Here is a 24,105-nt window from a genome sequence, read left to right as displayed (position 1 = left end):
AGCTCCAAACTTCCTCTCCGTTACTCCATCACCGTCTTTCTATGAACAAGACACCAAGAAAGATTACCCACGCAAAAAATGGAGGGATAAGAAATGCAATTACAAAAGATTTTTAATACTGAAGCACCTAACCAATCCACACGCATTATCGACGGTGAATGCTCAGGTATTCTGAACTGGAATGATATTCGCATGCCTCATATGTACAAGCTGTATAAGGTGCTGCTGCTTAATCACTGGATCGCGGATGAAATTCCAATGTCCAAGGATGCGCAACAATTCCCGATGCTGGATGCCGAGGAACAACGCGTATTTAAGATTAATATCTCCCTACTCGCTGTGCTGGATTCGATGCAGACGATGTTCGTGAGCGACGTGAAGCGTTATTTCACCGATTCCTCTTTGGAAGCTATCTCCGCTATTATCGGGCAGCAAGAAGTGGTGCATAACCAATCCTATTCCTATGTTCTTTCCTCTATCGTGTCGGAGAGTGAGCAGAAGGAAATTTTTGAATATTGGAAAAAAGACCCTGTCCTGCTGGAACGCAATCAGTTTATCTCTGATATTTATCAAGAGTTCCGTGATAACCCTACGAGACAGACCTTTTTCCATGCGCTGGTAGCAGATCTCATCTTGGAAGGAATTTTCTTTTACAGCACTTTCGCCTTCTTCTACAATCTGGCCCGTGACCAGAAGATGATGGCAACCAGCCAAATGATCTCTTATATTCAACGTGACGAGAATCAGCACTGCTACTTCTTCGCAGAAGTATTTAAGCAGCTGCTTGTAGACTTCCCTGAGCTGAACACCAAAGAAAACATGGATTACGTATACCGTACCATCGACCGCGCGGTAGAGCTCGAAACCAACTGGGCTTATTACACACTTACTAACGTGCGTGGTATTGATCTTAACGAGCTTAGCGACTACATTAAATATACAGCGAACAAACGTCTGACTTTGATGGGTATGGAAAAAGCTTATCAAGGTGTTGACGTTAACTGTATGCCTTGGATCAAACCTTTCTCCGATGATGCGCTTAATGCTACCAAAACTGACTTCTTCGAAGCTAAGTCCCGCAACTATGGTAAGGTTGGCGACGATAACGGATTCGACGATTTGTAAGACCGGATATATAATAACCCCTATATAAAAAAGAGGCCATTCTCTATTTTCTTAGTGAGATGGCCTTTTTGCTATAGCTTATATAATGCAAAAAGCGCCCCTCTCCCCTGGTATCAGGGATGAAAGAGACGCTTATACGTTTGTTATTAGCACTAAGCACAGAAGGCTTGCTACTTAGTCTTATGCCTTGCGTTCCACACGATGTGTAGTTTCTTCTGCAAGCTCATCTAATGCATCGTTCAGGCGCAGCTTCAGCTCCTCAGCAAGCTCTACCACTCCCTGATCATTACGAACCACTTGAGAATCCACGGCATAGACGCCGCCAAGAATGTAACGCGCGCCCAGTACAGACAACACAGGTTTCAATGCGTAATCAATTGTGAGCAGATGTGCAAGACTGCCGCCCATGAACAGCGGGAGTACAACTTTTCCGGCCAATCCCTTTTGTGGAACCAGATCTAAAAAGGTCTTCAACACGCCTGTATAAGAAGCTTTATAAACCGGGCTAACCACAATTACCGCATCAGCTTCCGCTACAAGGCCATTGGCTTTGACGATAGACTCACTTTCAAACTTAGTGTGAATCAAATCCTCCGCTGGTAGTTCTGCTACGTTAATACGCTCAACCTCGAAGCCCTGATTGGTTAAGCTGGCCTCCGCATATTCTATAGCTGCATTGATACGCGATACCAGGGAAGGCGTTCCGTTAATCACAACAATTTTAGCCACTTTTCCACCTCTTCCATCCCACTTAAGCAGCTCACACTGCTTTATTTATTATCCCGACAAAATTACTTTAAATTAATACTAATCCTAACGTAGAATTGATATTTTTGTCAAACCATAACCACTTGCGCTCCTCCCACTCTTACGTTATACTAAGCAACAATATTAAATCCAACAATCAGGCCAATGATCGGCATCCAACCGTGAGGCGTCTGCGACCGGAGTCTACAACAACTCCCTAAGTTCACCGGGTTTCGCCCGTTATCGCGAAGACCAAAGAGGGTCGGATTGTTCCTGCAGTTAAGGAGATTCGATCAACCTGGGTGGCACCGCGAGCTGACGCTCCTCGTCCCATGGATGAGGGCGTTTTTTGCGTTTTTTTAACCAAAAAGGAGCGAAACGGTATGCTGGATATGAACTGGATCAAAGACAATCAGGAACTTGTAAGAAACATTACGGCTTGGAAAAGAGTCGACTTCCCACTGGATGAACTGCTGGAATGGGATGAGAAACGGCGCGAATTGCGCCAAGATACGGAACAGTTGAGAGCCCAGCGTAACGGGCTGACCAAAGAGGTTGAACGACTTTTACGACAGGGTGACAGCGTGGCAGGAGAAGCAGTTAAAGAACAAGTAAGAGAACTGAACAACCGCCTGAATCTCTATGAGGCAGAACTAACTGAGGCAGACCGCCGCTGTGGAGAACTCATGCTGCTCGCACCAAACCCTGTATCGCAGGATACACCGATTGGCCATGATGATAAAGATAATGTAGAACTGCGACGAACCGGAACGTTGCCGGAATTCGGCTTTAAACCGCGTGATCATGTAGAACTAGGCGAGCTCCACAATATCATCGATATCCCCCGTGGCGTCAAAGCAGGCGGCCCACGCAGCTATGTGCTGAAGGATGCAGGGTTGTTGTTACATCTCGCTGTACAGCGGCTGGCCATTGATGTACTAACTGCCCGCGGGTTCACGGTGATGGATGTTCCCGTGATTGTCCGTCCGGAAGCGCTGGAACGTACGGGCTTCTTCCCCGGCGGGATGGATCAGACCTATGAGCTAAACGGAGACAATCGCTGGCTGGTAGGCACATCGGAGGTGTCGCTTGTCTCGCTGTATAGCGATGAGATTGTCGAACTGGATTCGCCAATGCGACTCGCCGGAATGTCGGCCTGCTTCCGCCGTGAGGTAGGATCGGCGGGACGAGACGTGCGTGGTCTGTACCGTGTTCATCAATTCTCAAAAATTGAACAAGTTATCTTATGTCGGAATGATGAGGGCGTATCAGAGGGCATGCTGCAGGAGATTCTTGCGAATGCAGAGCATATTCTACAGCTCTTGGAACTTCCCTATCGGATCATGTCTGTCTGCACAGGAGATATGTCCCTGAAGACACATAAGCAGTATGACATCGAGACTTGGATGCCAAGCAGAGAGGCATACGGAGAGACACACTCGGCTTCCAACCTGCTCGATTTCCAAGCTCGTCGTTCGGGCATTCGTTACCGGGATGCCGACGGTAAGCTGCAATACTGCCACACCCTAAACAACACCGCAGTGGCTACACCAAGGATCCTAATTCCGCTGCTGGAGAATCATCAACTGGAGGATGGATCCATTTACATTCCGCAGGCACTGCGTAAATATATGGATGGAATTGAACGGCTTGAGCTTCCGTACCAGCAGTGATGTGTTGTCCAAGTAGATTTAAAATTAATAATGCCCTTCCACTTCTCGATAAGAAGCTGGAGGGGCATTATTTTTGTTCCGATACATTCTATATAATTCTAATCTCAATTGTTTTCCCTATGTAAAAATTAATAAAACTCTAGAATAAATTTGTCGTAATCCATAATAAATTCAACAATATATATAACATAAAATTAAAATATCGGTGATCTATTAACCATAAAAATACTAAATTTATAATTAATATTGTATTTATGCACTGTTTTTATACTAAAATCACAACATTTCAATTTTTAGATTTAATTGATGCAAACTTTAATTTATATTCATGAAAGACAACCTTTCATTTTACATTTGAATGCTAAGATTTAATAGGTTGTAAATAAAAGATTCGAGGGGAGAATGACTTATCCAAATGATTATTTCTTCAAGAGTAAGGAAATGGTTCGCTACTGGACTGGCAATGTTAATGGTTGCCGGCAGTGTGTTACCAGCTGTCCAGACCGCCGAGGCAGCACCGGATAATAGCAATATTGTTATCTCGCAGGTCTATGGTGGTGGTGGAAACGGCGGAGCGGAATTTAAAAATGATTTTATTGAATTATACAATCCTACAAATCATCCAGTAGATTTGACTGGATGGAAAGTTCGCTATACCTCAGCTGCCGGAACCTTTAGTAGCGGAACAGACTTAAATGGAACCATCCCGGCAAATGGATACTTCCTTATTGAGGAGGCCGCTGGAACGGGAGGAACTACCGACTTGCCTACTCCTGATGTTAGCAAGGGAATCCTTGCTATGAGTGGTACAAACGGCAAAGTCGACCTCGTTGATAAATCAGGTACAACAATTGATTTAGTTGGCTACGGAACAGCTACAAATGTCGAGGGAAGTGCGACCGCTGCTCTCTCCAATACGACAGCCGCTATCCGTAAAGCTGCGGCTGGTGCACCGGCTGATAGCCGCGGTCTAGATACGGATAACAACTCTACGGATTTTGTTGTCCAAGCACCAAGTCCACGGAACAGCACCTACGGTACGTTACCTGAATTACCGGAAACTGCTAGTTCCGCAGTAGCTTTACCAGCCCCTAATGCCTGGCCGGCTGGTACAGAAATATCTTTGAATTCTCCAACGGTTGGAGCATCCGTCTATGCAGCTGTTTATGGATCAGGTGGTTCAACTAATTTCCAACCTTACACAGGGCCTATTACCTTAACTGAGGACACTACGATTAAAGCGTATGCTTCAGAACCAAATATGCCAGACAGCCCTATATCGACTTTTGATTACACCATTCTGGCCAAAACAGATGTTGCAACAGCACGCCTTGCTAGTAAAGGTCAGAATATTTTAACAGAAGGTATCGTAACTCACATTAATGCAGCAAAAATGTATATTCAGGATGAATCCGGCGGGATCGTACTTTATGGTTTCCCAGAGTTCGCAAACGTTGGAGATCGTGTTGAAGTAAGCGGCACAATGGATATCTACAGCAACCTGCAAGAAATCAAATTCCAAAGTGGACTTCAATACAATGTAGCTGCACAAAATGTTGGGGTGCCTGCACCAAAATTGATTACAGCAACCGACTTGTCTGCCGCGAACGGCGAAAGCCACGAAGCTCAGCTGGTAACTATGAATAATGTGACCATAGACAATGTAAATGGCAGCACGGTGACTGCTAGCCAAGGTGGACAACAATTCACAATTTTTTCAACCCTGCCTAAACTAGTTAAGGGTAAAACCTTTGACAATATCACTGGGGTTATCGAGCAATATAGTACGACTTATCAATTCATTCCACTTAATGAAAATGCTTTGGTGGAAGAAACTTTTTCCGTTATGGCCCGCCCTGGCGCAGGTCGCATCATCAAAGGAAGTTCTGTGACCCTATCCAGCCCTACTCTTGGAGCACAGATTTACTACACGACCAACGGAACTGAACCAACAACAGCAAGTAAGCTTTATTCAGATCCGATTACAGTTAATCAAGATCTTACCATCCATGCAATTGTCGTAGCAGATGGCAAGACAAGTAAGGTTTATACCTTTGCATATAAAGCATCTGAACTCCCTCGTATACATGATATTCAAGGAGAATCTCATACTTCTGAGTATGCAGGTCAGAACGTTTCCGATGTAGAAGGCATCGTTACCCAATATGGGTACACCTTCGCCACTGGCGCTTATAGAGGTTTCTTTATGCAAGACCCTCAGCCAGACGATAATGTAAACACTTCGGAAGGTATTTTTGTATACAGCACTAATTCATCCCTTAAGCCTCAAATTGGAGATTTAGTCCAAGTTAGTGGAGCTGTTTCCGAATACAACGAAGGTAACGCAAGTAATTTAACCTCTACTCAAATTACTATGACTTCAATAAAAGTAGACTCCTCTTCAAGTTATACTGTGCCAGAGCCTGTCGTACTTGGTAAAGGCGGGAGAGCCATTCCGTCTTCCATAATTGACAATGACGGCATGGCTGATTTTGAGCCTAATGAAGATGCAATTGATTTCTACGAATCGTTAGAAGGTATGCTCGTCAAGCTCCCTACCCCTACGATTATCAGTCCTTACTGGACAAGTGGTAGCGGAAATTCCATGCTGTATAACATCCCTACAAGAGTAGAAAATGAAACACCTGATGTCATCACACCAGCTGGTGGATTAGTTCTCAAAGAATACAACCAATACAATCCTCAGCGCCTCATCATTGCTTACGGAAATCCGGGTCAAGAAGTCATCACCGGAGATAAGTTCGCGGGAGATGTAACTGGCGTCATCGGATACAACAACGGTAACTTCAAAGTGATTCCGGAAAACGGTAAGCTTCCAGCCATCACTCCAAGTACCTTTAAGCAAGAAACAACTACTCTTGAAGTCAATGATAGTAAGTTGTTGATCGCATCGTACAACATTGAAAACTTCTACCCGGGTGTCGGAGCAACAAAAATCCAGAAACTAGCCGACTCCATCACAAACAATATGAAAAAACCTGACATTATCGGCGTTGTCGAAATGCAGGACAGCAATGGTGAAGCCAATAATGGTATCACTGAAGCAAGTGCAGCCGAACTGATTAAAGCCATTGAAACCGCTGGAGGTCCTGTATATAAATACACAGACATCGCTCCGGAGAACAATATGGATGGCGGTGCCCCAGGCGGAAACATTCGCGTAGGATTCCTGTACAATCCAGCAAGAGTACAGCTTGCAGACAGTGTGAGCGGACAAAAAGGTACAGCTACACAATCCGTTGGATATAACGCAGCGGCAGATCAATTGACCTACAATCCAGGACGAATTGATCCAACAAACTCTGCCTTTGCAAGTTCACGTAAACCCCTTGCTGCACAGTTCGTATTCGGTGGCGAAACAGTAATTGTGATCGCTAACCATTTCAATTCAAAAGGCGGCGATACCGGTCCTTTCGGAAATGTTCAGCCCCCTGTATTGTCCAGTGAAACACAACGCCATAAAATCGCGGCGGTCGTAAACGGATTTGTCAAAGAGGTTCTGACTGCAAATCCTAAAGCCAACATCGTAGCTCTTGGCGATTTGAATGATTTTCAATTTACTAAAACTGCAACCCTCTTAAAAGGTACAGAACTAGATAATTTGATCGATACATTGCCTTTAAATGAGCAGTATACGTACACCTATGACGGAAACTCTCAAGTGCTAGATCATATTCTTGTCAGTAAAAATCTAACGGCTTCTTCTAAAGTAGATGTCGTTCATCTAAATGCCGACTTCTCACCATCGAACGGTCGGGTATCCGATCATGATGCGGTTTTGGCACAGATTGATTTTAATACTGCTGAAGACTTCCCACTAACCATTCTGCACACCAATGATACACATGCAGGATTAGATACTGTCAGCTCACCAAACAACATCTTGCGCCGTGTAACAGCAATCAAAGATGCCAAGGCGACTACAGAGAATCCTATTCTTGTAGACGCAGGTGATGTGTTCTCCGGAACGCTTTACTTCAATAAGTATCTGGGTCAAGCAGATCTGGCCTTTATGAATCTGGTTAAATATGATGCTATGACTTTCGGTAATCATGAGTTTGATAAAGATTCAGATGTACTGTCCAAATTCATCGGCAACGCAAAGTTCCCATTTGTCTCCTCCAATGTGAACTTCTCAGCGGATGATATTCTTAGTAAAATGTTCACCAATGAAATCGGCCGGTCAGGTAATGCTGGAACCATCTACCCTGCGCTGATCAAAGAAGTAGACGGCCAACAGGTCGGTATCATGGGTCTGACGACAGAAGATACGGCGAACATTGCTTCACCAGGTAAAGTGACCTTTGAGAATGCCTTCGCTAAAGCGGAAGCAACGGTCGCTATGCTTGAAAAAGAGAAAGTTAACAAGATCATTGTTCTCTCTCACCTTGGCTATGAAGAAGATCTCAAGCTAGCCAAAGCCGTTAACGGCATTGATATTATCGTTGGGGGTCACAGCCACACGCAACTGAATCAAGCCGTTGTTGATAACACCGATCCAAAAGCACCGAAGCTAATTGTACAAACTGGTGAAAAAGGTCTTTTCCTTGGCCAACTTGAAGTTAAATTTAACAAAGATGGCGTACTGACCGATTGGAAAGACCAATTAATCTCCATCGATGCTAAAAACGGTACTAACTACGTTATCGCAGAGGATCCTGAAGCTAAAAAGATCCTGGATACCGAGTATAAGCCGGGTATTCAAGAACTAACCAATGAGGTAGTAGGAAATTCAGAGGTTGTTCTAAACGGAGTTCGTGATAATGTGCGCACAAAGGAAACTAATCTTGGTAACCTGATTGCCGATGGCATGCTTTATGCAGCTCAAAAAGCGGGCACTAATGCCGTAATCGCCTTGCAAAACGGCGGCGGTATTCGCGAATCCATCAACGAAGGACCGATCACACAAGGCGAAGTACTCGGCGTACTTCCATTCAACAACGATCTGGTTACGATCACTTTGACTGGACAAGAAATTAAGGATGCTATGGAGAACGGGGTTTCCAAAACGCCGGCAGCAGACGGACGTTTCCCACACGTTGCAGGGTTGAAATTCTATTACGACTCTACGAAACCTGTGAACGAACGTGTATTGCGTATTGAAGTGAAAAACGGGGAGAAATACGTTCCTCTAGATCTAAAAGCATCTTATGAAGTAGCTACTAATGCTTTCACAGCTAAGGGTGGAGATTTCTATACTTCACTTGAAAAGGCTTATAAAGAAGGCCGCGTGAATCTGCTGTACCTACCGGACTTTGATGTATTTACGAAGTATCTGCAGAAGGTTGGAACGGTCACTGCGAACACTTCCGCCGTTGAAGGCCGGATTGTTGATCTGAAAGGTGCACCACTGCCGGAGACAAATCCAACTCCGACACCAGACCCAACACCAGTACCAACACCAGATCCAACTTCAGTACCAACTTCAGTACCAACATCAGTACCAACATCGGCTCCAACAGTACCAACAGCTACACCATCACCAACTGTTGCTCCAACTGTGGCTCCAATTGCTTCAGCACAAGTAACAACAATTGATGCTGCTGATCTAACCAAACAACTTGCTGAACTGCCAGCGGGTAGCCAAGAGCTGGTTATTCCGGTTAAAGCTACTACAGGCGGCGCTCAAGTAGTGCTTCCAGGCAGTGTGCTTGTAAAACAAGCAGCAGCACAGCCTAACACAGTTCTTACCTTTACTACGGATGGCGCTTCTTATTCCTTGCCACTCCGTGTTGTAAACAGCGCAGCACTTGCCGCTCAATTAGGCACCAGCGACTTTACAATTACGGTATCCATTCTAGTAGCGAATTCGGGAACACTAAGCAGCACAAACCAAGCTATAGCATCACAGCTAGGTAATGCTACTTTAGCTGCTCCAGTAATCGAATTCAGCGTTTCAGCGCAAGCCGGAACTAAGAGTGTGCCGCTGAACAATTTCGGCAGCACTTACGTGAAGCGCACGATCAATGTACCTGCCGTCTTAAATTCAAATAACGCAACGGCAGTAGTCTTCGATCCTGCTTCAGGTAAGATCTCCTTCGTGCCTGCTATCTTTGTTCCTAAAACAGATGGAACAACGGACGTTACGATTAAACGGAACAGCAACAGCTACTACACCGTTGTTAAGTCTTCCAAAACGTTCGCAGATATTAACGGACACTGGGCTAAATCATCCATTGATCTATTAGCTACCAAACTAATTGTCAGCGGAACAAGCAACGATACGTTCTCTCCTTCACAGTCGATCACACGTGCTGAGTTCGCCGCATTAATTACGCGTTCTCTGGGACTTGCGACAGCTAATGGTGAGACCACATTTAAAGATGTAAACTCAAGTGCTTGGTATGCTGATGCTATACGCACCGCAGCAGAAGCCGGATTGATTTCCGGTTATACCGATGGCAGCTTTAAGCCGGGTAGCCCAATCACTCGTCAGGAAATGGCCTCGGTATTAGCGAAAGCCATCAAGTACACAGGTAAAACCTTAAATGCCGATCCTGCGGCACTGGCTAAATTCAGTGACGCAGCAAGCATTCCTGCTTGGTCTCAAGCAGCAGTAGCAGAAATCGCTGCTGAGGGAATTATCCAAGGAGCAACAGACGGTTCCTTTGCTCCACAGAAGCTAGCAACTCGTGCCGAAGCGGTTACGATGCTGGAGAAGACATTGAAATCTCTCCAATTTATCAACTAGCAAAAGCTGATCTCCAGCTCTGAAGACAAAAAGGCGGTTTCCCGAGTGCGTAATGCACCCGAGGAACCGCCTTTTTTTATAAACCCAATCTGATCTGTAGGAAGTGTTATGATTCCATCCCAGCTTCACTCTCTTCGTAATGGCTCGTATCCCCATGCAGCAGGATTTCCGGCACACCATCCGTAAAATCAACCCTGCATAAGCAGGTCGGATAAATGTAAGGCAGATCCCAGAGCTTAGGCAGCGCTCTGCCCTCAAAATAGGCCATTAACAGCTTAATCACTACTGTATGTGTGACAATAAGAATGGTCTCACCTTGATGGTCAACGAGAATTTCCTGAAGCTTACCCAGCGCCCGTGCCTGCACCTCTGCGAAGGTCTCACTACCCTCCACTTTAAACTGCTCAGGGTCTTGCCAGAAATTGCGATGCTGCTCCGAATACTCGCTCTCCAGCTCAGTAGAATCACGGCCTTCCCACATACCCATGCCAATCTCTTTGAACGCCTCAGAGGTCTTAAGCGGAGTACTCCGCTCTCCACGAATAATCTCAGCTGTGCGCAGCGCCCTTGGGCTGGGGCTTGCATAGATGACATCCAGCTGTTCAGTGCGCATTCCCCGGCTCAGCCATTCTGCCTGTTGCACACCAAGAGCCGTCAGTTCAGAATCCATATGTCCCTGCATCCGATGCTGCACGTTCCATTCCGTTTGACCATGCCGGGTTAAAAATATCGTTGTTGTACTCATGCCAGCTTCTCCTTCCATTTCCCCTATCCAATGAGGTTTTACTTCCTGTTCTGTTCCATCCAGTTCACTGCATAATCTACGATTTCCCGTTGCGGAATCAATTGAGCGGTTGCGGAAGCAACCTGTCCATATGTAATAAGTCCCGTCTCTTGTCCAAACTGATCTGCCAGCTGAACGAAATCGTCAGAATCCCAATCCAGCTCCTTAAATTCCACCCACTGCCTAACTCCATCCACCATAATGGGCGCCCCGCCAAGGGTTTCCTTCTTGCCAGCATAAGATGCGCGGCATTCGGCAAGATGCAGAGAAGTATTATTAAGATTGCCAACACCCAGCAACAGTACATGTCCGCCCAAATCGTAAATCCGAGCCAACGGAGAATCTTCCCCCAGACCCATTTCAATCGAATGACCATACATAATTTCGTCTCTATGCTTGCCCCAAGCGGCAAACGAATGAATCGGATGGTCACTGCGTTTTACTCCTTTTTGTTTACGGAAGCAGTCCGGAATAACCCCCATTCCTCTAAGCTGGGTCAGGTCTGGATCATAAGCCGGCATCTGCTCGCGGATACTCTGCCACCACGCCTCCGGCACCGGTGGGTTGCTCCAGCCTGCGGGATCAGTCAGGTCACTGGAATGAGTGGGCATTACCAGCGTGCCAGATTCTCCGAGGACCTCCTCCAATGCCAAAATAACAGTGACCGGGCCCCCGGCTACCCATTGGCCTAACGATTTAAAAGAAGAATGCAATAAAATCGTCATGCCCGCCTTAACGCCCAGTCGACGAAAATCCGCTGCTAATGTCTGAACCGTAATCAAATTGCCTTGTATTTCTTCCACCCTTCATTCCTCCAATGAATCTTCTCAAATCCATTATATAGGAGGGCCGCTTCTAAATGCATCTTCAATAGCCTCAACACTCTTCGGATACTATTTTCGCTCTATAATCACCTGGGGAAATCCCCTCCAGCTCTTTAAAAACACGGGCAAATTGTTTACTGTTCTCGAAGCCTACCTCTTCTGAGACTGTTGCGAGCTTACTGCAGCCTTTTGCCAATAGCTCTTTAGCGTGACGGATACGGACCTTTTTTAAATAAATAACAAAATTCTCACCGGTATATGCCTTAAAGGCTTCGCTAAAATAAGAATAATTCAGGGACACATGATTGCTGACCATAGCCATATTCAGTGGACGGGCATAGTTGGCTTCAATATAGCTCAGTGCCTCTTCCATATCCGCATGCTCGGTATGCGCAGACCTTACGCCTACAATGTATTCATTCACACTCAAGAGTAAGTTCTCCAGCGCACGATAATATTCGTGGAAATGACGATAGTTGTACATATTGCCTACCGTGCGATACAGCTTCAATACCTCTACTGAGGCTTCGCCATGCACCCTAAAGACTTCATCCAACACCAGTTCGTTTACATTCTGACCCACGGACTCCAGATAAGCTAGGTCCAGTTCCTTCAAATGCTCAATTTGAAAAATAACAGATAGAAGATGCTTCATCTCCTTCTCGCGTTCTGTTCCCAGCATATTGAGCAGCTTGCGAAGCTCCTCCTTCGGTATGGGAAAATTACACCGTCCCTGGCCAACATCCCCATAATCCAACAAACTCAGTTGCGGATATAAAAAAGTATATTGCAGTGCCCGGCATGCTTCCTTATAACAGGAACGGAGGTCCTCAAGACTTCCTCCTTCGCTGCTAATCCCAATCGATAATCCCTTTATTTCCTTAGCTTCAGCTTGTCTGGACAGCTCTATAAAATCCTGTTTTCTGCTCCCGATCAAGACTAATTTGCCATCCCAATCCGTTGTGATTTCCGAGAAAAACTTTTCAAGCGGTCCGATCAATCGTTCCGCCAGTCCCTGAACATCCCCCGACTTCATTCTTGTTCCGTCATTGTAATAGTAATTCAACACACCAACTGTAAAAGGTGCTTGCAGATCACTTAGCCACTCTTGCTGCTCACGCTCCAGCGGAACCTCCTGCTGCATTAGCAGTCCCCGTAAACGACTGGACCGCAGTTCCCTGCGGAAGTGTTCCGTTTCCTGTTCCAGCTGCCTTGCGCTGAGATCCTGTTCTTCCTGTTCCTTATCGATATTCTTCAAAATTTCGAACAACTCATCTCGGCGAATCGGCTTCAGCAAGTAATCCTTCACGCGATAACGAATCGCGCTTTTGGCATATTCGAAATCATCATACCCGCTTAAGATCAGCACTGCTGGGCTTTTCTCACCACTTGTTACCTTAGATATCTGCTCCAACAGCGTAATACCATCCATCACTGGCATACGTATATCTGTAATAATAATATCTGCACCTTCGGTCTTAAATATCTCGAAACCCTCTGCGCCATTACTCGCCATTGTGATGGTATACACGGACGGAAATTCTCTTTCTATCATAGTCTTGAGACCGTAACGGATATTCTTTTCATCATCAATGATCAGTAGCTTCTTCATAGTTGTTTTTCTCCTGTCAAAAGAACTTTCGGCAAGGTCAGACGTACCATCGTCCAACTCCCTGCTTCACTCTGTACTACAAGCCCATATTCATCACCATAAAAGATTTGCAGTCGCTGATGTACATTTCTCAGTCCAATACCACCTGTTCGACGGTCAACATCCCTCTGTTCTGAGGCACTCTCACAGCGCTCATCTTTCGCATAAATCGCCTCGTTTAAAGCAACCAAACGCTCTGGAGTTAAGCCGATGCCATTATCACGAAGCTCTATGCAAATATCACCTTCCGTTTCCGAAATATGAATATGAATGTTCGGGTCCTGTAAATTCTCTTTCTCGTCGCACCAAGCATGCTTAACACTGTTCTCTACAATAGGCTGCAGTGACATTTTCAGCACCTCCAGCTCCAAATATCGAGGTTCAATATGAAGCACTAACTTAACCGGATATTCAAAACGAATATTCATCACTTCAATGTAATTTTCAATGTGGCGGACTTCATCCCGCAGCTTCACATACTCTCCGGCCCATTTAAAATTATAGCGCATCATCCCACCCAGCGAGGTCAGTGCATCCGAGATCGTTCGCTGGTTCTCAATTTCAGCCAGCATTTTTATATTTTCCAGCGTATTATATAAAAAATGTGCGTCAATCTGGTTATGCAGCGTACGCAGCTCAGCCTCTTTAGACAACGCCTGCTTGCTCACTGCCTGAGCCACCAACGTATTGATGGTGTTCATCAGCTTGGAGAAATGATGGGCAAGCTCACCGACTTCCCCTCCACCACGGATCATTATTCCAGTGTACGCTTCACCTCTACGCACTTTTTTCATTGTTTCGGTCAATCTACGCAGATTTTTTAGAATAAAGGCGTTTGTCACATAAGCGATCAGCGTTAGTAAAGTAATAAAACCAACATTGGCTCCAATGATTAAGTTGCGCGTGCGGGAGATATCCTTCATCACTCCCTCCATTGACACTACATTTAACAAATAAGCATCAATTCGTTCTAGCGGAGTGTTAATTAACAAAAACGATTTACCATTCTCCGAGTAATTACTGTCCCATTCGCCAGTTTCCCGGAACTGCTTATACCGTTCTGCAATCATATCAGCCATCTCTAGATTATCCTGCAAAAAAGAATTGTCCGGCCTTGTGAAAAGCTGCAGCTCACTATCCACAAGGAACATCTGGGTCTGATTATCCCGTACATCTGTATACGTCTTGGGTGTAAACCGACTAAGCAGCATATCCACCTGCACCATGCCGATATGATTGTCTGCTGGCCGACTCTTCTCACGCAGCAAAGAAACCTTTGGCAGACTCTCCGTCGGTGCTCCCGAGTATCTCTGCATCAAATCCGGATCATTTTTCTGAAAAGACCAGTATTCCTGCCCCTTCAATTGAAGCGCTTTCTGAAACCATGGGGTGGAAGAAACCCGCTCTTCGCGAAAGATAATCGGCCAAATTTCATGCACCTTATTACTTCTCGAATACAGCCTTAAATGCTCAATATTCGGATTATTAAATTGAATACGAGTCATATTTACATAAGCATTTGTATTAAAATCAACCAAATCTACTAGCTGCGGTTCGGTTTCATTCGCTAAGAATTTTTCTACTTCGGCATCAGAATAAGCCATTTGCGCCGCCCGTTCCATCGCTTCGATCTGATTATGAATATGCAGCTTCTCCATTTGCGACAAATAATCATTTTTCTCGACGGCATCGCGGAGATAGGTATTATTAATGGCTTTATAGGAGTAGACAGAAACCAGCATACACGGGCCTAAAACAATAAAAACATAAGCTGCAATTAAACGGCTCTGAAGTGATCTTCGCCCCCACCAATAACTAAAAGAATGCCATAATGCTCTGGTTCGATCTCGCCTATTCACTTTATACACTTCTGTCCTGTCCACCTCGCTAAAATAGTGAATATTCAAATACTTAATATCTATTCCTTATTATAATTCGAAAATAACCCAAAAGCCCGCAGTTAGCGGGCATTTTGGGTCATGCTTTTTATTTTATGGACAGCTTCACTTTATTCTCTTCATATTTCTTTTGTTGGTAGGCATCAAATACATCTTCGCCTTCCTTCTTTCTCTTCTCTAAATACTCATTCCAAATCTTATCGAATTCCGCATCGGAGGAAGCCATGAGCAATTTCGGCATAGTTTTACCGCGCAGCTGTTTCAGCTTCGAAGCGATGATACCTTCAGGAGAGTTTCCTGTTGGTTCGATTTGTTGGAACTCGGAGGAGCCTATGGATTTACCTCTAGTCCAATCTTCCAATTGCTTAAATGGTTCTACCGATTTAGGAGCCCATTGGTCTGTGATATTCGTATTTTGCAGCATCCAGAATGTAAAGGAAGATCCGATTTGCTTATCAAACGTCGAACGGTCTTTATTCATCAAATCAAACACTTCTGGTTTAAATTGATCTTTTCCATCAATCGTATCGTAGCTGACACCTTTTTCGCCTAAGAACAAGTCTTTGTTGCCTTCTTCACTGTTCAAGTAGCTGAGGAAGCGGATAGCACGTGCTTTATCCTTAACATCTTTGGAGATCAGTGTTACCGTCCAACCGGAGATACCAGGGCCATCAAGGGTTGGTTTATCCAAGTTCGTATTGGAAGGTCCGTCAACAGCGATATACGTTTTAGTTGGATCCTGTTGGTAAATCGTTCCTAGTTGTGCTGCAAAGTCTGTACGTTGATACAGCATTGCGAAATAACGGCCTTGGGCAATTTTTTCTTCCATTTGTGGGCGTTTGTCGATAAAGATATCTTTAGCCAGCAGACCGTCTTGATTCGCTTGACGAAGTGCCTTCATCCAGCGGATATATTCAGGATCGGTTTCACGAGCATATACCTTGCCATCTTTTTCTCTTGGGATTGCCAAGAAGTTCTGCAGGTAACCTTCCAAAGAATCGTTACCGTTCTCGGTAAATTCATGCAAACCAAGTGGAATAAGCGGCTGTCCATTTACGTCAGGGAATTTCTCTTTCGCTAATTTAAGCGCATTCAAGAAACCTTCTGGTGTGCGCATATCTGGACTTCCAATAGCTTCATACATATCCTTGCGGACAGCGAATACTTGGTTGGATACGTAATTTTCTCCATATTTCTCATAGTCGGCAGGAGAGGAAGAAGAGTTAGGATAGCCATACACATTGCCGTCTTCTTGTGTATACCAGCCCAGCTTATCAGCATCGGATACTTTAAAGAAGTACGGATCATATTCATCAGCAAGTTTGTTCAATGGAAGAACAAGTTCACCTTCGACCATTTTCTTAATCGCATCTTCCCAGAAGCCCAAAGTGATGAAATCAGGCAATTTACCGGATGCAATCAGCGTGTTAAGCTTCTCATTCTCGTTACCAGCCGGAACGATGAAATTAATATCAACTCCGGTCTTCTTAGTTACATATTGGGAGGTTGGGTCCACGCCCCATTTATTAGGGAACCATGAGAAGTTCAGGTACCAGTCAAATGTAATGGGTGAAGTATCAATCTTCCATCCCGGTTCATCTGCTGATAATGCAGCAGCAGTCGGTTCAGCACTTGCCTCCGTATTAGTAGCTTTAGCGCTGTTAGCATTACCTTCGGCATTCTTGCCAGCATTATTCCCGCTGGAGCAGCCTGCGGCTGACAATGACATCATTATTGCGAGAAGCAGAACTCCCATTGCTTTTGGCTTACGTTTCATGCCCATGCTTGTTTACCCCTTTTCTATGAATGTTAATTATAAGCTCAACCCCAGTGCCTACAGCTGTAGGCAACCGGAGGAGTTATCACTGCTAGACATCAGCCCTTAATGGAGCCGATCATCATCCCTTTAACGAAATAACGCTGCAGGAACGGATACACGAATACTATCGGCAGTGTGGTCACTACCATCGTCGCCAGCTTAATGGACTGTGACGTTACGCTTCTCGTAACGCTGCTGCCTTGTACAGCGACCATCATTTGACTAGAGCTCGATTGTGCGACGACCCGGAACAAATACGTCTGAATCGGCTGCAGATCAGTATTATTGATATAGATCATACCCGTGAAGTAATCATTCCACTGATACACGCCATGGAACAGCGCAATGGTAGCAATTACAGGCATGGATACTGGAAGTACGATTCTTAGAAAGATGGACCAATCATTAGCACCGTCAATCCGTGCCGCTTCTTCCAGCCCATCGGGAATCTCCCGGAAGAAGGTCATGAAGATAATAAGATCAAAGAAGCTAAACATAACCGGAATAATATAGACTAGGAAATTCTCCAATAGGTGAAGGTCCTTCATCAGCAGGAAGGTAGGAATGAGTCCCCCGCCAAAAAAGAGAGTCACTGTACCCATCAGCATGTAGAACTTACCGCCAATGAGGTTTTTTCTGGAGAATGCATAAGCTACCATCGCTGTGAAAAATACATGCAGTACAGTACCCAAAAGTGTTTTGGCGACAGTAACCCACATCGCCTGCATGATGCCGGGGCTGGCAAACACGGCCTCGAAATTCTCAAAGCTGAACATCCGCGGCCACCAGTAGATTCCTCCCCGCATGGCGTCATTACCGTTATTGAAGGCGTTAACCAATACGTACCAGATCGGGTAAAGCGTTATGAAGCAGATACATAACATGATAAGGTTATTGATGATATCGAACAGGGCCTCGCCCTTCGTTTTACGCTTAAGTGCAAACATATATGGTCCTCCTTATCCTAGAACAACGATGTATCGTTGATTTTTTTAGATACTTGGTTGGCAATCAGCAGCAATATTAGAGCGATAACCGATTTTAACAATCCAACTGCAGTTGAGTAAGAGAAGCGGCCTGAGAGAATCCCTGTATAGTACACATAGTAATCAATTACATTACTTGCACTATCATTCAGTGAGTTGCGCAGGACCAGAATCTGATCAAAGTTGGAGTTCAGCACTCCGCTGACCGCGAGAATGAAGAGAATGCTGATTGTCGATTTAATCGCCGGCAAGGTAACATACCACATCTTCTGAAATCTGCCCGCGCCGTCGATTGTCGCCGCCTCGTACATTTCAGGAGATACACCGGAAATTGCTGCTAAATAGATAATCGCTGACCATCCAAGTTCTTTCCAGATATCAGAGGAGATAATAATTGTCCAGAAGTAACCAGGCTCAGCCAAGTATGTAATTGGCTGATCAATCAGATGAAGCGCTAGCAAAATGTTATTGATAATTCCTACATCAGCAAGCCATGTAGCCAAAATCCCTCCGAGTACCACCCATGAGAGAAAGTGGGGCAAATACGAAATCGTCTGTATGGTCTTCTTGAATTTCATTGAACGAACTTCATTCAGAAATAGAGCAAATATTATTGGCAATGGAAATCCGATAATTAGCTTAAACAAGCTGATGCCGAGCGTATTTTTAATTACATTCGAGAGATTGTCATCATCCATGAACTCTTTGAAATGTGTAAGTCCCACCCATGGGGCTTCTGCAATCGTTTTAACGATGTTGTAATCTTTAAAAGCAATGATAATTCCATACATGGGAATGTAGTTAAAGATTATCATCCACGCAATGCCGAGTAGAGCCATTGTCTGCAAATGACGCTGGGCAATGAACCTCTTCCAAAGCGGGCTCCGATTTACTTTACCGGTTTCGAAATTGCCAGGAATTAACGGCTTCATCGCTGAGCTTACTTCCATGCTTTTTTTGTTCTCCATCCTTTGGACCTCCAGGCTCTATATCTGTATTTAATCTAAAGCGCTTACAATGTTTATGTATCCATTGTATTTGCTTTTGCCTGTCTCCGTAAGGCTTTGAATTTCGGATTATAGGTACCATTTTTCGGATTGAGTGAAAATTTAAGGGCGAGCCGCAGCTCGCCCCTCTATTTTTATGCTAATACTGCTTGAATTTGTGCAATTTCTCCACGCCGCAGAGCCTCTGCCTCTTCACCGCGCACGAACGCTCCAGATATTTTAGTCACAGTTCCATTACGGTATACAAGCATCAAAGATTGAATGCTGACCTTCTTCTCGCCAAAGGTATTTTCACGTTTTGGGTTAGAATAGATTACCTCCGTATTCCCTAGGAAAGTGAAAGACAGTTTGCCCTCTTCATCAAACAGCCATCCTGGCAATACCGGATCGAGAGACAGCGTAAGCGCTCCATCCTCCATTCTGAAAACATGGCTTCCAGCCATCATTGTTCTCCACATGCTTAAGAATTCCGCGGTCGATCCACTAAGTCTCGCTACGAACCCTCTACCATGGTTATTTGGATCAGGATTGCCTCCAGTTGCGATAAATGATGAATTCTCCAGTGTACTGCGTCCATAAACAGCAGGATCAAGGAATGGCACCAGCGACGTCTTCAGCTCGCCGTAGAATTCCTCATACAGCCCGCCCTTCAGCAGCTCAAGCAAATACTTATAGGACATGTGCAGGAAGTTAGACTCCCGTTCTAGCCAGCCTGGTGTGAAGGCTCTCATCCGTCCGATTTCATGCGATTCACCTTCTAGACTAACAGAGGTCTGATACATAGATGTTGCCTGATCATACAGCTCTGTTTGCTTAATCAGATTATAGATTTTTTTTGCCTGCACCGGGTTCTTCATCGTCTTCAACCAGCGGGTAGGTCCTTCAAGGAAATAAGGCAAGGCATAAGCCTTAAACTCCTCTACCACAGCCTTTGGCAATCCGTATCCGCTAATGACTGGCTGACCCTCAGCATCTGTTACCTGATGGAATTTCTCCGCTTCAAAACGGAAATAGGTTGGGGTAAGTCCATTGCCCATTTCTACCGCCTTGTTGATCCCCTCATCAATTTTAACCAGGAACTTGGAAAGGGCTTCGCGGATGTGTTCCAAGGTTACTTCAGTTTCAGCACCCGTAATGCCAAACCGGATACTTGCTCTATAAGCTTCACGGGCTGAAGCTACTGTATCCCAATAGTTGAATTGTTCCACTTCTCCTGCTAGGACAGCAGTTACCGCGTGATATACCGCTTCAAGCAGCTCCGCGATTTCTTCTGGCAGCTTTACAGCTCCCTGTACATTCTCAGCACCGTTCAGCACATCCAGCAAAAAGACTACAGTACGCTTCAGCTCAAAAGTCTCACTCATTCCGGAGCCAAACAATCCCGGCAGACCGTTCATAGCATCGTTCCAGCCCGGCTTGTTGCCTTCCATCTCCACACCCATGCCGTAAGGGTCAAGCGTAGCAAATTTATTCAAAGCAAGAGACAACATCTTCACGAACAGATTGGTGTGGTAAATAGCACCTTGCCCACCTTTGGTACGCAGCCAATGGGTATCTCCAGCTTTCCATTTCAGCTTATGCAGCTTCTCCTCATCCTCAAGGAGGGCGCCATATTGCCGGGCTTTTCCGTCACTAATTACATACTTCTCACTACGTGGCAGCACATATGCTGGGCTGTCATAGAACGCATAAGTACTATCCCCAAATAAAAGCTCCTGCTTCTTGTCAGGGAAAATGTCCAAATAACCTACTACGAGATCCAAATTATATGTCCAGTGATCAGACCAGAAGCCTTCGCCAAAAGCAGCCTCAATGTTTTGCTGTGAAAGAGCCAGCAGACCCGACAGAAACTCCTGCTCACTAACCTTCAGCGTAACGTTTTGATCCGCAATGTAATTGATCAGGCTGCCTGGGGTGAACCGGCTGTTGCATAGCTTAACAAGCTCAGCTTGATGATCCGCAGCCGCTTCTCCGATCCATTCCGCAGCCTTAGCTTTGCTATCTGGCTTCACTTCAAAGGTTGTTCCTTGAACACTTAGTGGATTGTAGCCATCTGCTTGAATCAAGCTATAGAACATTTTGATGTTGAAGCTGCCCACCTTCGGATTAAAAAACACATCATTCCGGCGGTTCTGATTCATGTCGCGGAAGTTACCGTTCCCCTGTGAATAGTATTCTGGGGCAAGTGAGAAGAAGTTATAGTCGCGCTCCAAATCGCCATGCTTGCGGGAATATAAATGAACTACAAAGCCATCTCCGCCATTGTCAAAAATAAAAGGATAGCCTCCCCGCAGGAAGTTATCGAGATAGGACTGACGGCAATAAGCATCAAACACAGCCGATGAAGTGTGCGTGGCAATGTCTTCTGTTAATTCCTCTGTCAGACCTGCGGCTTCCTTGGATTTGGACAGGATATATTCATCCCGGCATAACTGCTCCGCCTTTTTATTGATTTTGTCGATGTCATTTACATGCCCAACCAAAGTATTCAGGGTCAAGCTGCTGCCGGGTGCCAAACGTCTAGCCACACCACTGAAGCCGCAAGGAACCTTATTGACTGGATATTGTGGAAGCTCACTCAGCTCCGAAAGCGTTAATCCCGCAAAGCGGTCTGGGTAAGTAAGAGAGGTATTGCCTCCGAAAATAAGTTCGAAATCAACGATTGGCGCGACTTTTTCTCCTTCTCCAGTAAACGACAGAAAGAAATGTCCATTTGTGATTTCGCTAACCTGTGCACTATCATTGGTGCTGGAACGCAGCTTATAGAACGGAATACCGTTCTCCAGATTGTATACGTCCATCCAGCTGCGCAGCAGGTTACCAATCTCCTTGTAGCCGCTGTTTTCTACTCCGTAAGGCAAAATCTCAGGCAGACCATCCATCAGCTCCAGCTCAATCTCTTTGCCACCGATATTCTCAATCTCCACCCGACGTACCAACGCGGCATAATCGTCATTAGGCAGATTGAAATAGTGTACAGTCGTCTTCAGCCCATGCCCGGCATGGCTTTCTTCAAGGGTCAGTCCGTTAGGCAAAATGGTCATGATCCGCTTGGCGGCAGGATCTGGACGTGCCGATTGAAATGGCTCATAAATCTCTTGCTCGCCTTTTATTTTAATAAAGGTTCGGAATCCGGTGGTTCCTACGTCTTTATAAGAGATATTTGCTGGAGAGAATTCCATGATTGGCGAGTTCTTGTCGCGTACCCCAAAGCTGCAAATCGCTTGCCCCCGGTTTACATAAAAAGTCCACATTGGAATTCCCTTAAGACCTGCAAGACCTGGCAGGAAACTAGAGAAAGGCTTTCCTGTATCAAACTGCTCCATTACAAAGTTACCTGATTCGAAATAATAATTACTCACGTTAATGTCCTCCTAAACTGTTACTTATTTATGAAATCAGATGCGTTACGATAGAATGAGGGGATAACTCGCAGTTGGCAATCTCTTCGCCAAGCCCCAGGGTTACCGTGCGAACTTCTTCGCTCTCATTCATCAATATGACAGCAATGCTGCCGTCCGGATTACGGAATGCTGTGGATAGGATTCCTTCCGCTTCAGAAGTAAAGCCAATCCGTACCGCACCTGGCGCGATAAATTTACTGAAATGCCCGATATAATAATAAGAGCTGTTATAGTGCAATTCGTCTGTTGTTGTATCTGCAATAATTGGGGCATCACAGAGATTCCCTACATGATTGGGCCCGCCGGTCTCATCCAGTACCAGGTTCCAGTCCAGGTACCCTTCTGTCCATGCATTGAGATCCCCAATCATATTTCTGCCGTAACGTTCACCTGTAAACCATTCGCCAAGCTTGACGCCGCCCTCTTGACAGCCCTCAGTGAACAATAGATGTTTGTCAGGAAATAGATCATGTACCTTTTCTACCTTGTCGAACTCCTCACCACCATACCAGTGGATGCCTGTACCCCACACATATTGTGCAGCTTCAGGATCAGACAATACGACCGAAGCACGTTCGACCATAATATCGCGGTTATGATCCCAGATGACAATGTTCACATCGGAATGGCCTGCCTGCTGCATCACTGGACCGAGATGATTTTTAACAAAATCGCGTTCCTCTTCCGCACTATAAATACAAGAATCCCAGACTTGAACAGCAGCCGGCTCATTTTGCACGGAAACCGCCCAAATAGGTACGCCTTCCTTCCCATAAGCTTCGATAAATTTGGTATAATAGCGTGCCCAAACTTCAGCGTATTCTGGCTTGAGTGATCCTCCATTATTCATTTCACCATTTGTTTTCATCCATGCCGGAGGGCTCCAAGGAGACGCCAACATTGTGAACGGCCCGCCTTTTACCTGCATTGCATCCTTAATCAGCGGAAGCACCCACTTATGATCATGAGAGATATCAAAGGTAGCCAGCTCCGTATCATGATCAGCGACATAAGTATAATTTCCAAGAGCAAAGTCACAGCTATGGATATGAACACGACCCATGTTATAGCCTAACCCCTCTACCGGATGAAAATAGCTGTGAATAACCTCTGCCCGTTTCTCAGGACTGAGCCGTGACAACGTATAAGCCGCAGCTTCTGTGAAAGCGCCACCAAATCCGATCATCTTTTGGAACTCCTGCTCTGGCTTAAGCTCTACATCGGCAGATCCAGAATCTACTCTTGTGCTAAAAACAATTGCCTCTTTCGGAGTTAAGCGTTCCCCTGTATCTTTTGCAGTTACTACAGTTTGGACTTTTGCCATTTCATCCATCTCCTCTAATTGTTTTGTTACTAACAACAAGCACTGTCTTTACTGGATCACCATCCGATGTTAAGGTTCGGAGCGATGGGCCACTGAAACGTTTGAGAAAATTCAAGGAAACCCTCGGTAAACTTTGATTTCATTCTCAATT

The 24,105-nt window shown here is 45.3% G+C and carries 13 protein-coding genes; 3 read left to right on the top strand and 10 right to left on the bottom strand.

Annotated elements, in window-relative coordinates; all coding sequences use genetic code 11:
* The first annotated feature begins 93 nt into the window (after positions 1–93).
* Entirely contained in the window at positions 94–1,125 is a 1,032-nt protein-coding gene (locus NSQ55_RS02415) for a ribonucleotide-diphosphate reductase subunit beta (RefSeq protein ID WP_036682584.1), read from the top strand.
* Positions 1,126–1,305: 180 nt separating this feature from the next.
* Here NSQ55_RS02415 and ssuE read toward each other — a convergent pair whose 3' ends face one another.
* Entirely contained in the window at positions 1,306–1,854 is a 549-nt protein-coding gene (gene ssuE / locus NSQ55_RS02410; protein ID WP_076192779.1) for an NADPH-dependent FMN reductase, read from the bottom strand.
* Positions 1,855–2,255: 401 nt separating this feature from the next.
* On the opposite strand from ssuE, the gene serS reads away from it, so the two are divergent.
* Together serS and NSQ55_RS02400 are read left to right on the top strand one after the other, a co-directional pair.
* The gene (gene serS / locus NSQ55_RS02405; RefSeq protein WP_076192777.1) at positions 2,256–3,545 is read left to right on the top strand and encodes a serine--tRNA ligase; all 1,290 of its coding nucleotides are present in this window, start codon (positions 2,256–2,258) and stop codon (positions 3,543–3,545) included.
* A gap of 415 nt (positions 3,546–3,960) precedes the next feature.
* On the top strand, positions 3,961–10,257 hold the full coding sequence (locus NSQ55_RS02400) for a 5'-nucleotidase C-terminal domain-containing protein (protein WP_339170972.1): 6,297 nt from the start codon (positions 3,961–3,963) through the stop codon (positions 10,255–10,257).
* 106 nt (positions 10,258–10,363) lie between these two features.
* On the opposite strand, the gene NSQ55_RS02395 is transcribed toward NSQ55_RS02400, so the two are convergent.
* From NSQ55_RS02395 to NSQ55_RS02355, 9 genes are all read right to left on the bottom strand, one after another.
* Entirely contained in the window at positions 10,364–11,002 is a 639-nt protein-coding gene (locus tag NSQ55_RS02395; protein WP_339170971.1) for a histidine phosphatase family protein, read from the bottom strand.
* Positions 11,003–11,040: 38 nt separating this feature from the next.
* A complete protein-coding gene (locus tag NSQ55_RS02390) occupies positions 11,041–11,844 on the bottom strand; it encodes an AAC(3) family N-acetyltransferase (RefSeq protein ID WP_339170970.1) in 804 nt (267 codons plus the stop codon).
* 73 nt (positions 11,845–11,917) lie between these two features.
* On the bottom strand, positions 11,918–13,477 hold the full coding sequence (locus NSQ55_RS02385) for a response regulator (protein ID WP_339170969.1): 1,560 nt from the start codon (positions 13,475–13,477) through the stop codon (positions 11,918–11,920).
* Complete coding sequence (locus NSQ55_RS02380) at positions 13,474–15,384, bottom strand: sensor histidine kinase (protein ID WP_081390546.1); 1,911 nt, start codon at positions 15,382–15,384, stop codon at positions 13,474–13,476. Before NSQ55_RS02380 ends, NSQ55_RS02385 begins: the two co-directional genes overlap by 4 nt.
* 118 nt (positions 15,385–15,502) lie before the next feature.
* Positions 15,503–17,197, bottom strand: a complete 1,695-nt coding sequence (locus NSQ55_RS02375) for an extracellular solute-binding protein (RefSeq protein WP_036682600.1) — start codon at positions 17,195–17,197, stop codon at positions 15,503–15,505.
* 92 nt (positions 17,198–17,289) lie between these two features.
* Positions 17,290–18,180 (bottom strand): carbohydrate ABC transporter permease, encoded by an 891-nt coding sequence (locus tag NSQ55_RS02370; RefSeq protein ID WP_036682603.1) that lies wholly within the window; start codon positions 18,178–18,180, stop codon positions 17,290–17,292.
* A gap of 17 nt (positions 18,181–18,197) precedes the next feature.
* Positions 18,198–19,151 (bottom strand): ABC transporter permease subunit, encoded by a 954-nt coding sequence (locus NSQ55_RS02365; RefSeq protein WP_051491255.1) that lies wholly within the window; start codon positions 19,149–19,151, stop codon positions 18,198–18,200.
* 209 nt (positions 19,152–19,360) lie between these two features.
* A complete protein-coding gene (locus NSQ55_RS02360) occupies positions 19,361–22,588 on the bottom strand; it encodes a cellobiose phosphorylase (RefSeq protein ID WP_339170965.1) in 3,228 nt (1,075 codons plus the stop codon).
* A gap of 28 nt (positions 22,589–22,616) precedes the next feature.
* The gene (locus tag NSQ55_RS02355; protein WP_339170963.1) at positions 22,617–23,954 is read right to left on the bottom strand and encodes a glycoside hydrolase family 30 protein; all 1,338 of its coding nucleotides are present in this window, start codon (positions 23,952–23,954) and stop codon (positions 22,617–22,619) included.
* Positions 23,955–24,105 lie beyond the last annotated feature (151 nt).

The organism is Paenibacillus sp. FSL H7-0943, assembly GCF_037963265.1.
GTDB lineage: Bacteria > Bacillota > Bacilli > Paenibacillales > Paenibacillaceae > Paenibacillus_AQ > Paenibacillus_AQ odorifer.
This window is presented reverse-complemented; position numbering and strand designations above follow the sequence as displayed.

Bases quoted from the DNA above. Each gene is read 5' to 3' on its own strand.
- NSQ55_RS02415 (WP_036682584.1), top strand. From the start codon at position 94: ATGCAATTACAAAAGATTTTTAATACTGAAGCACCTAACCAATCCACA.
- serS (WP_076192777.1), top strand. From the start codon at position 2,256: ATGCTGGATATGAACTGGATCAAAGACAATCAGGAACTTGTAAGAAAC.
- NSQ55_RS02400 (WP_339170972.1), top strand. From the start codon at position 3,961: ATGATTATTTCTTCAAGAGTAAGGAAATGGTTCGCTACTGGACTGGCA.
- NSQ55_RS02395 (WP_339170971.1), bottom strand. From the start codon at position 11,002: ATGAGTACAACAACGATATTTTTAACCCGGCATGGTCAAACGGAATGG.
- NSQ55_RS02385 (WP_339170969.1), bottom strand. From the start codon at position 13,477: ATGAAGAAGCTACTGATCATTGATGATGAAAAGAATATCCGTTACGGT.
- NSQ55_RS02375 (WP_036682600.1), bottom strand. From the start codon at position 17,197: ATGGGCATGAAACGTAAGCCAAAAGCAATGGGAGTTCTGCTTCTCGCA.
- NSQ55_RS02370 (WP_036682603.1), bottom strand. From the start codon at position 18,180: ATGTTTGCACTTAAGCGTAAAACGAAGGGCGAGGCCCTGTTCGATATC.
- NSQ55_RS02365 (WP_051491255.1), bottom strand. From the start codon at position 19,151: ATGAAGCCGTTAATTCCTGGCAATTTCGAAACCGGTAAAGTAAATCGG.
- NSQ55_RS02355 (WP_339170963.1), bottom strand. From the start codon at position 23,954: ATGGCAAAAGTCCAAACTGTAGTAACTGCAAAAGATACAGGGGAACGC.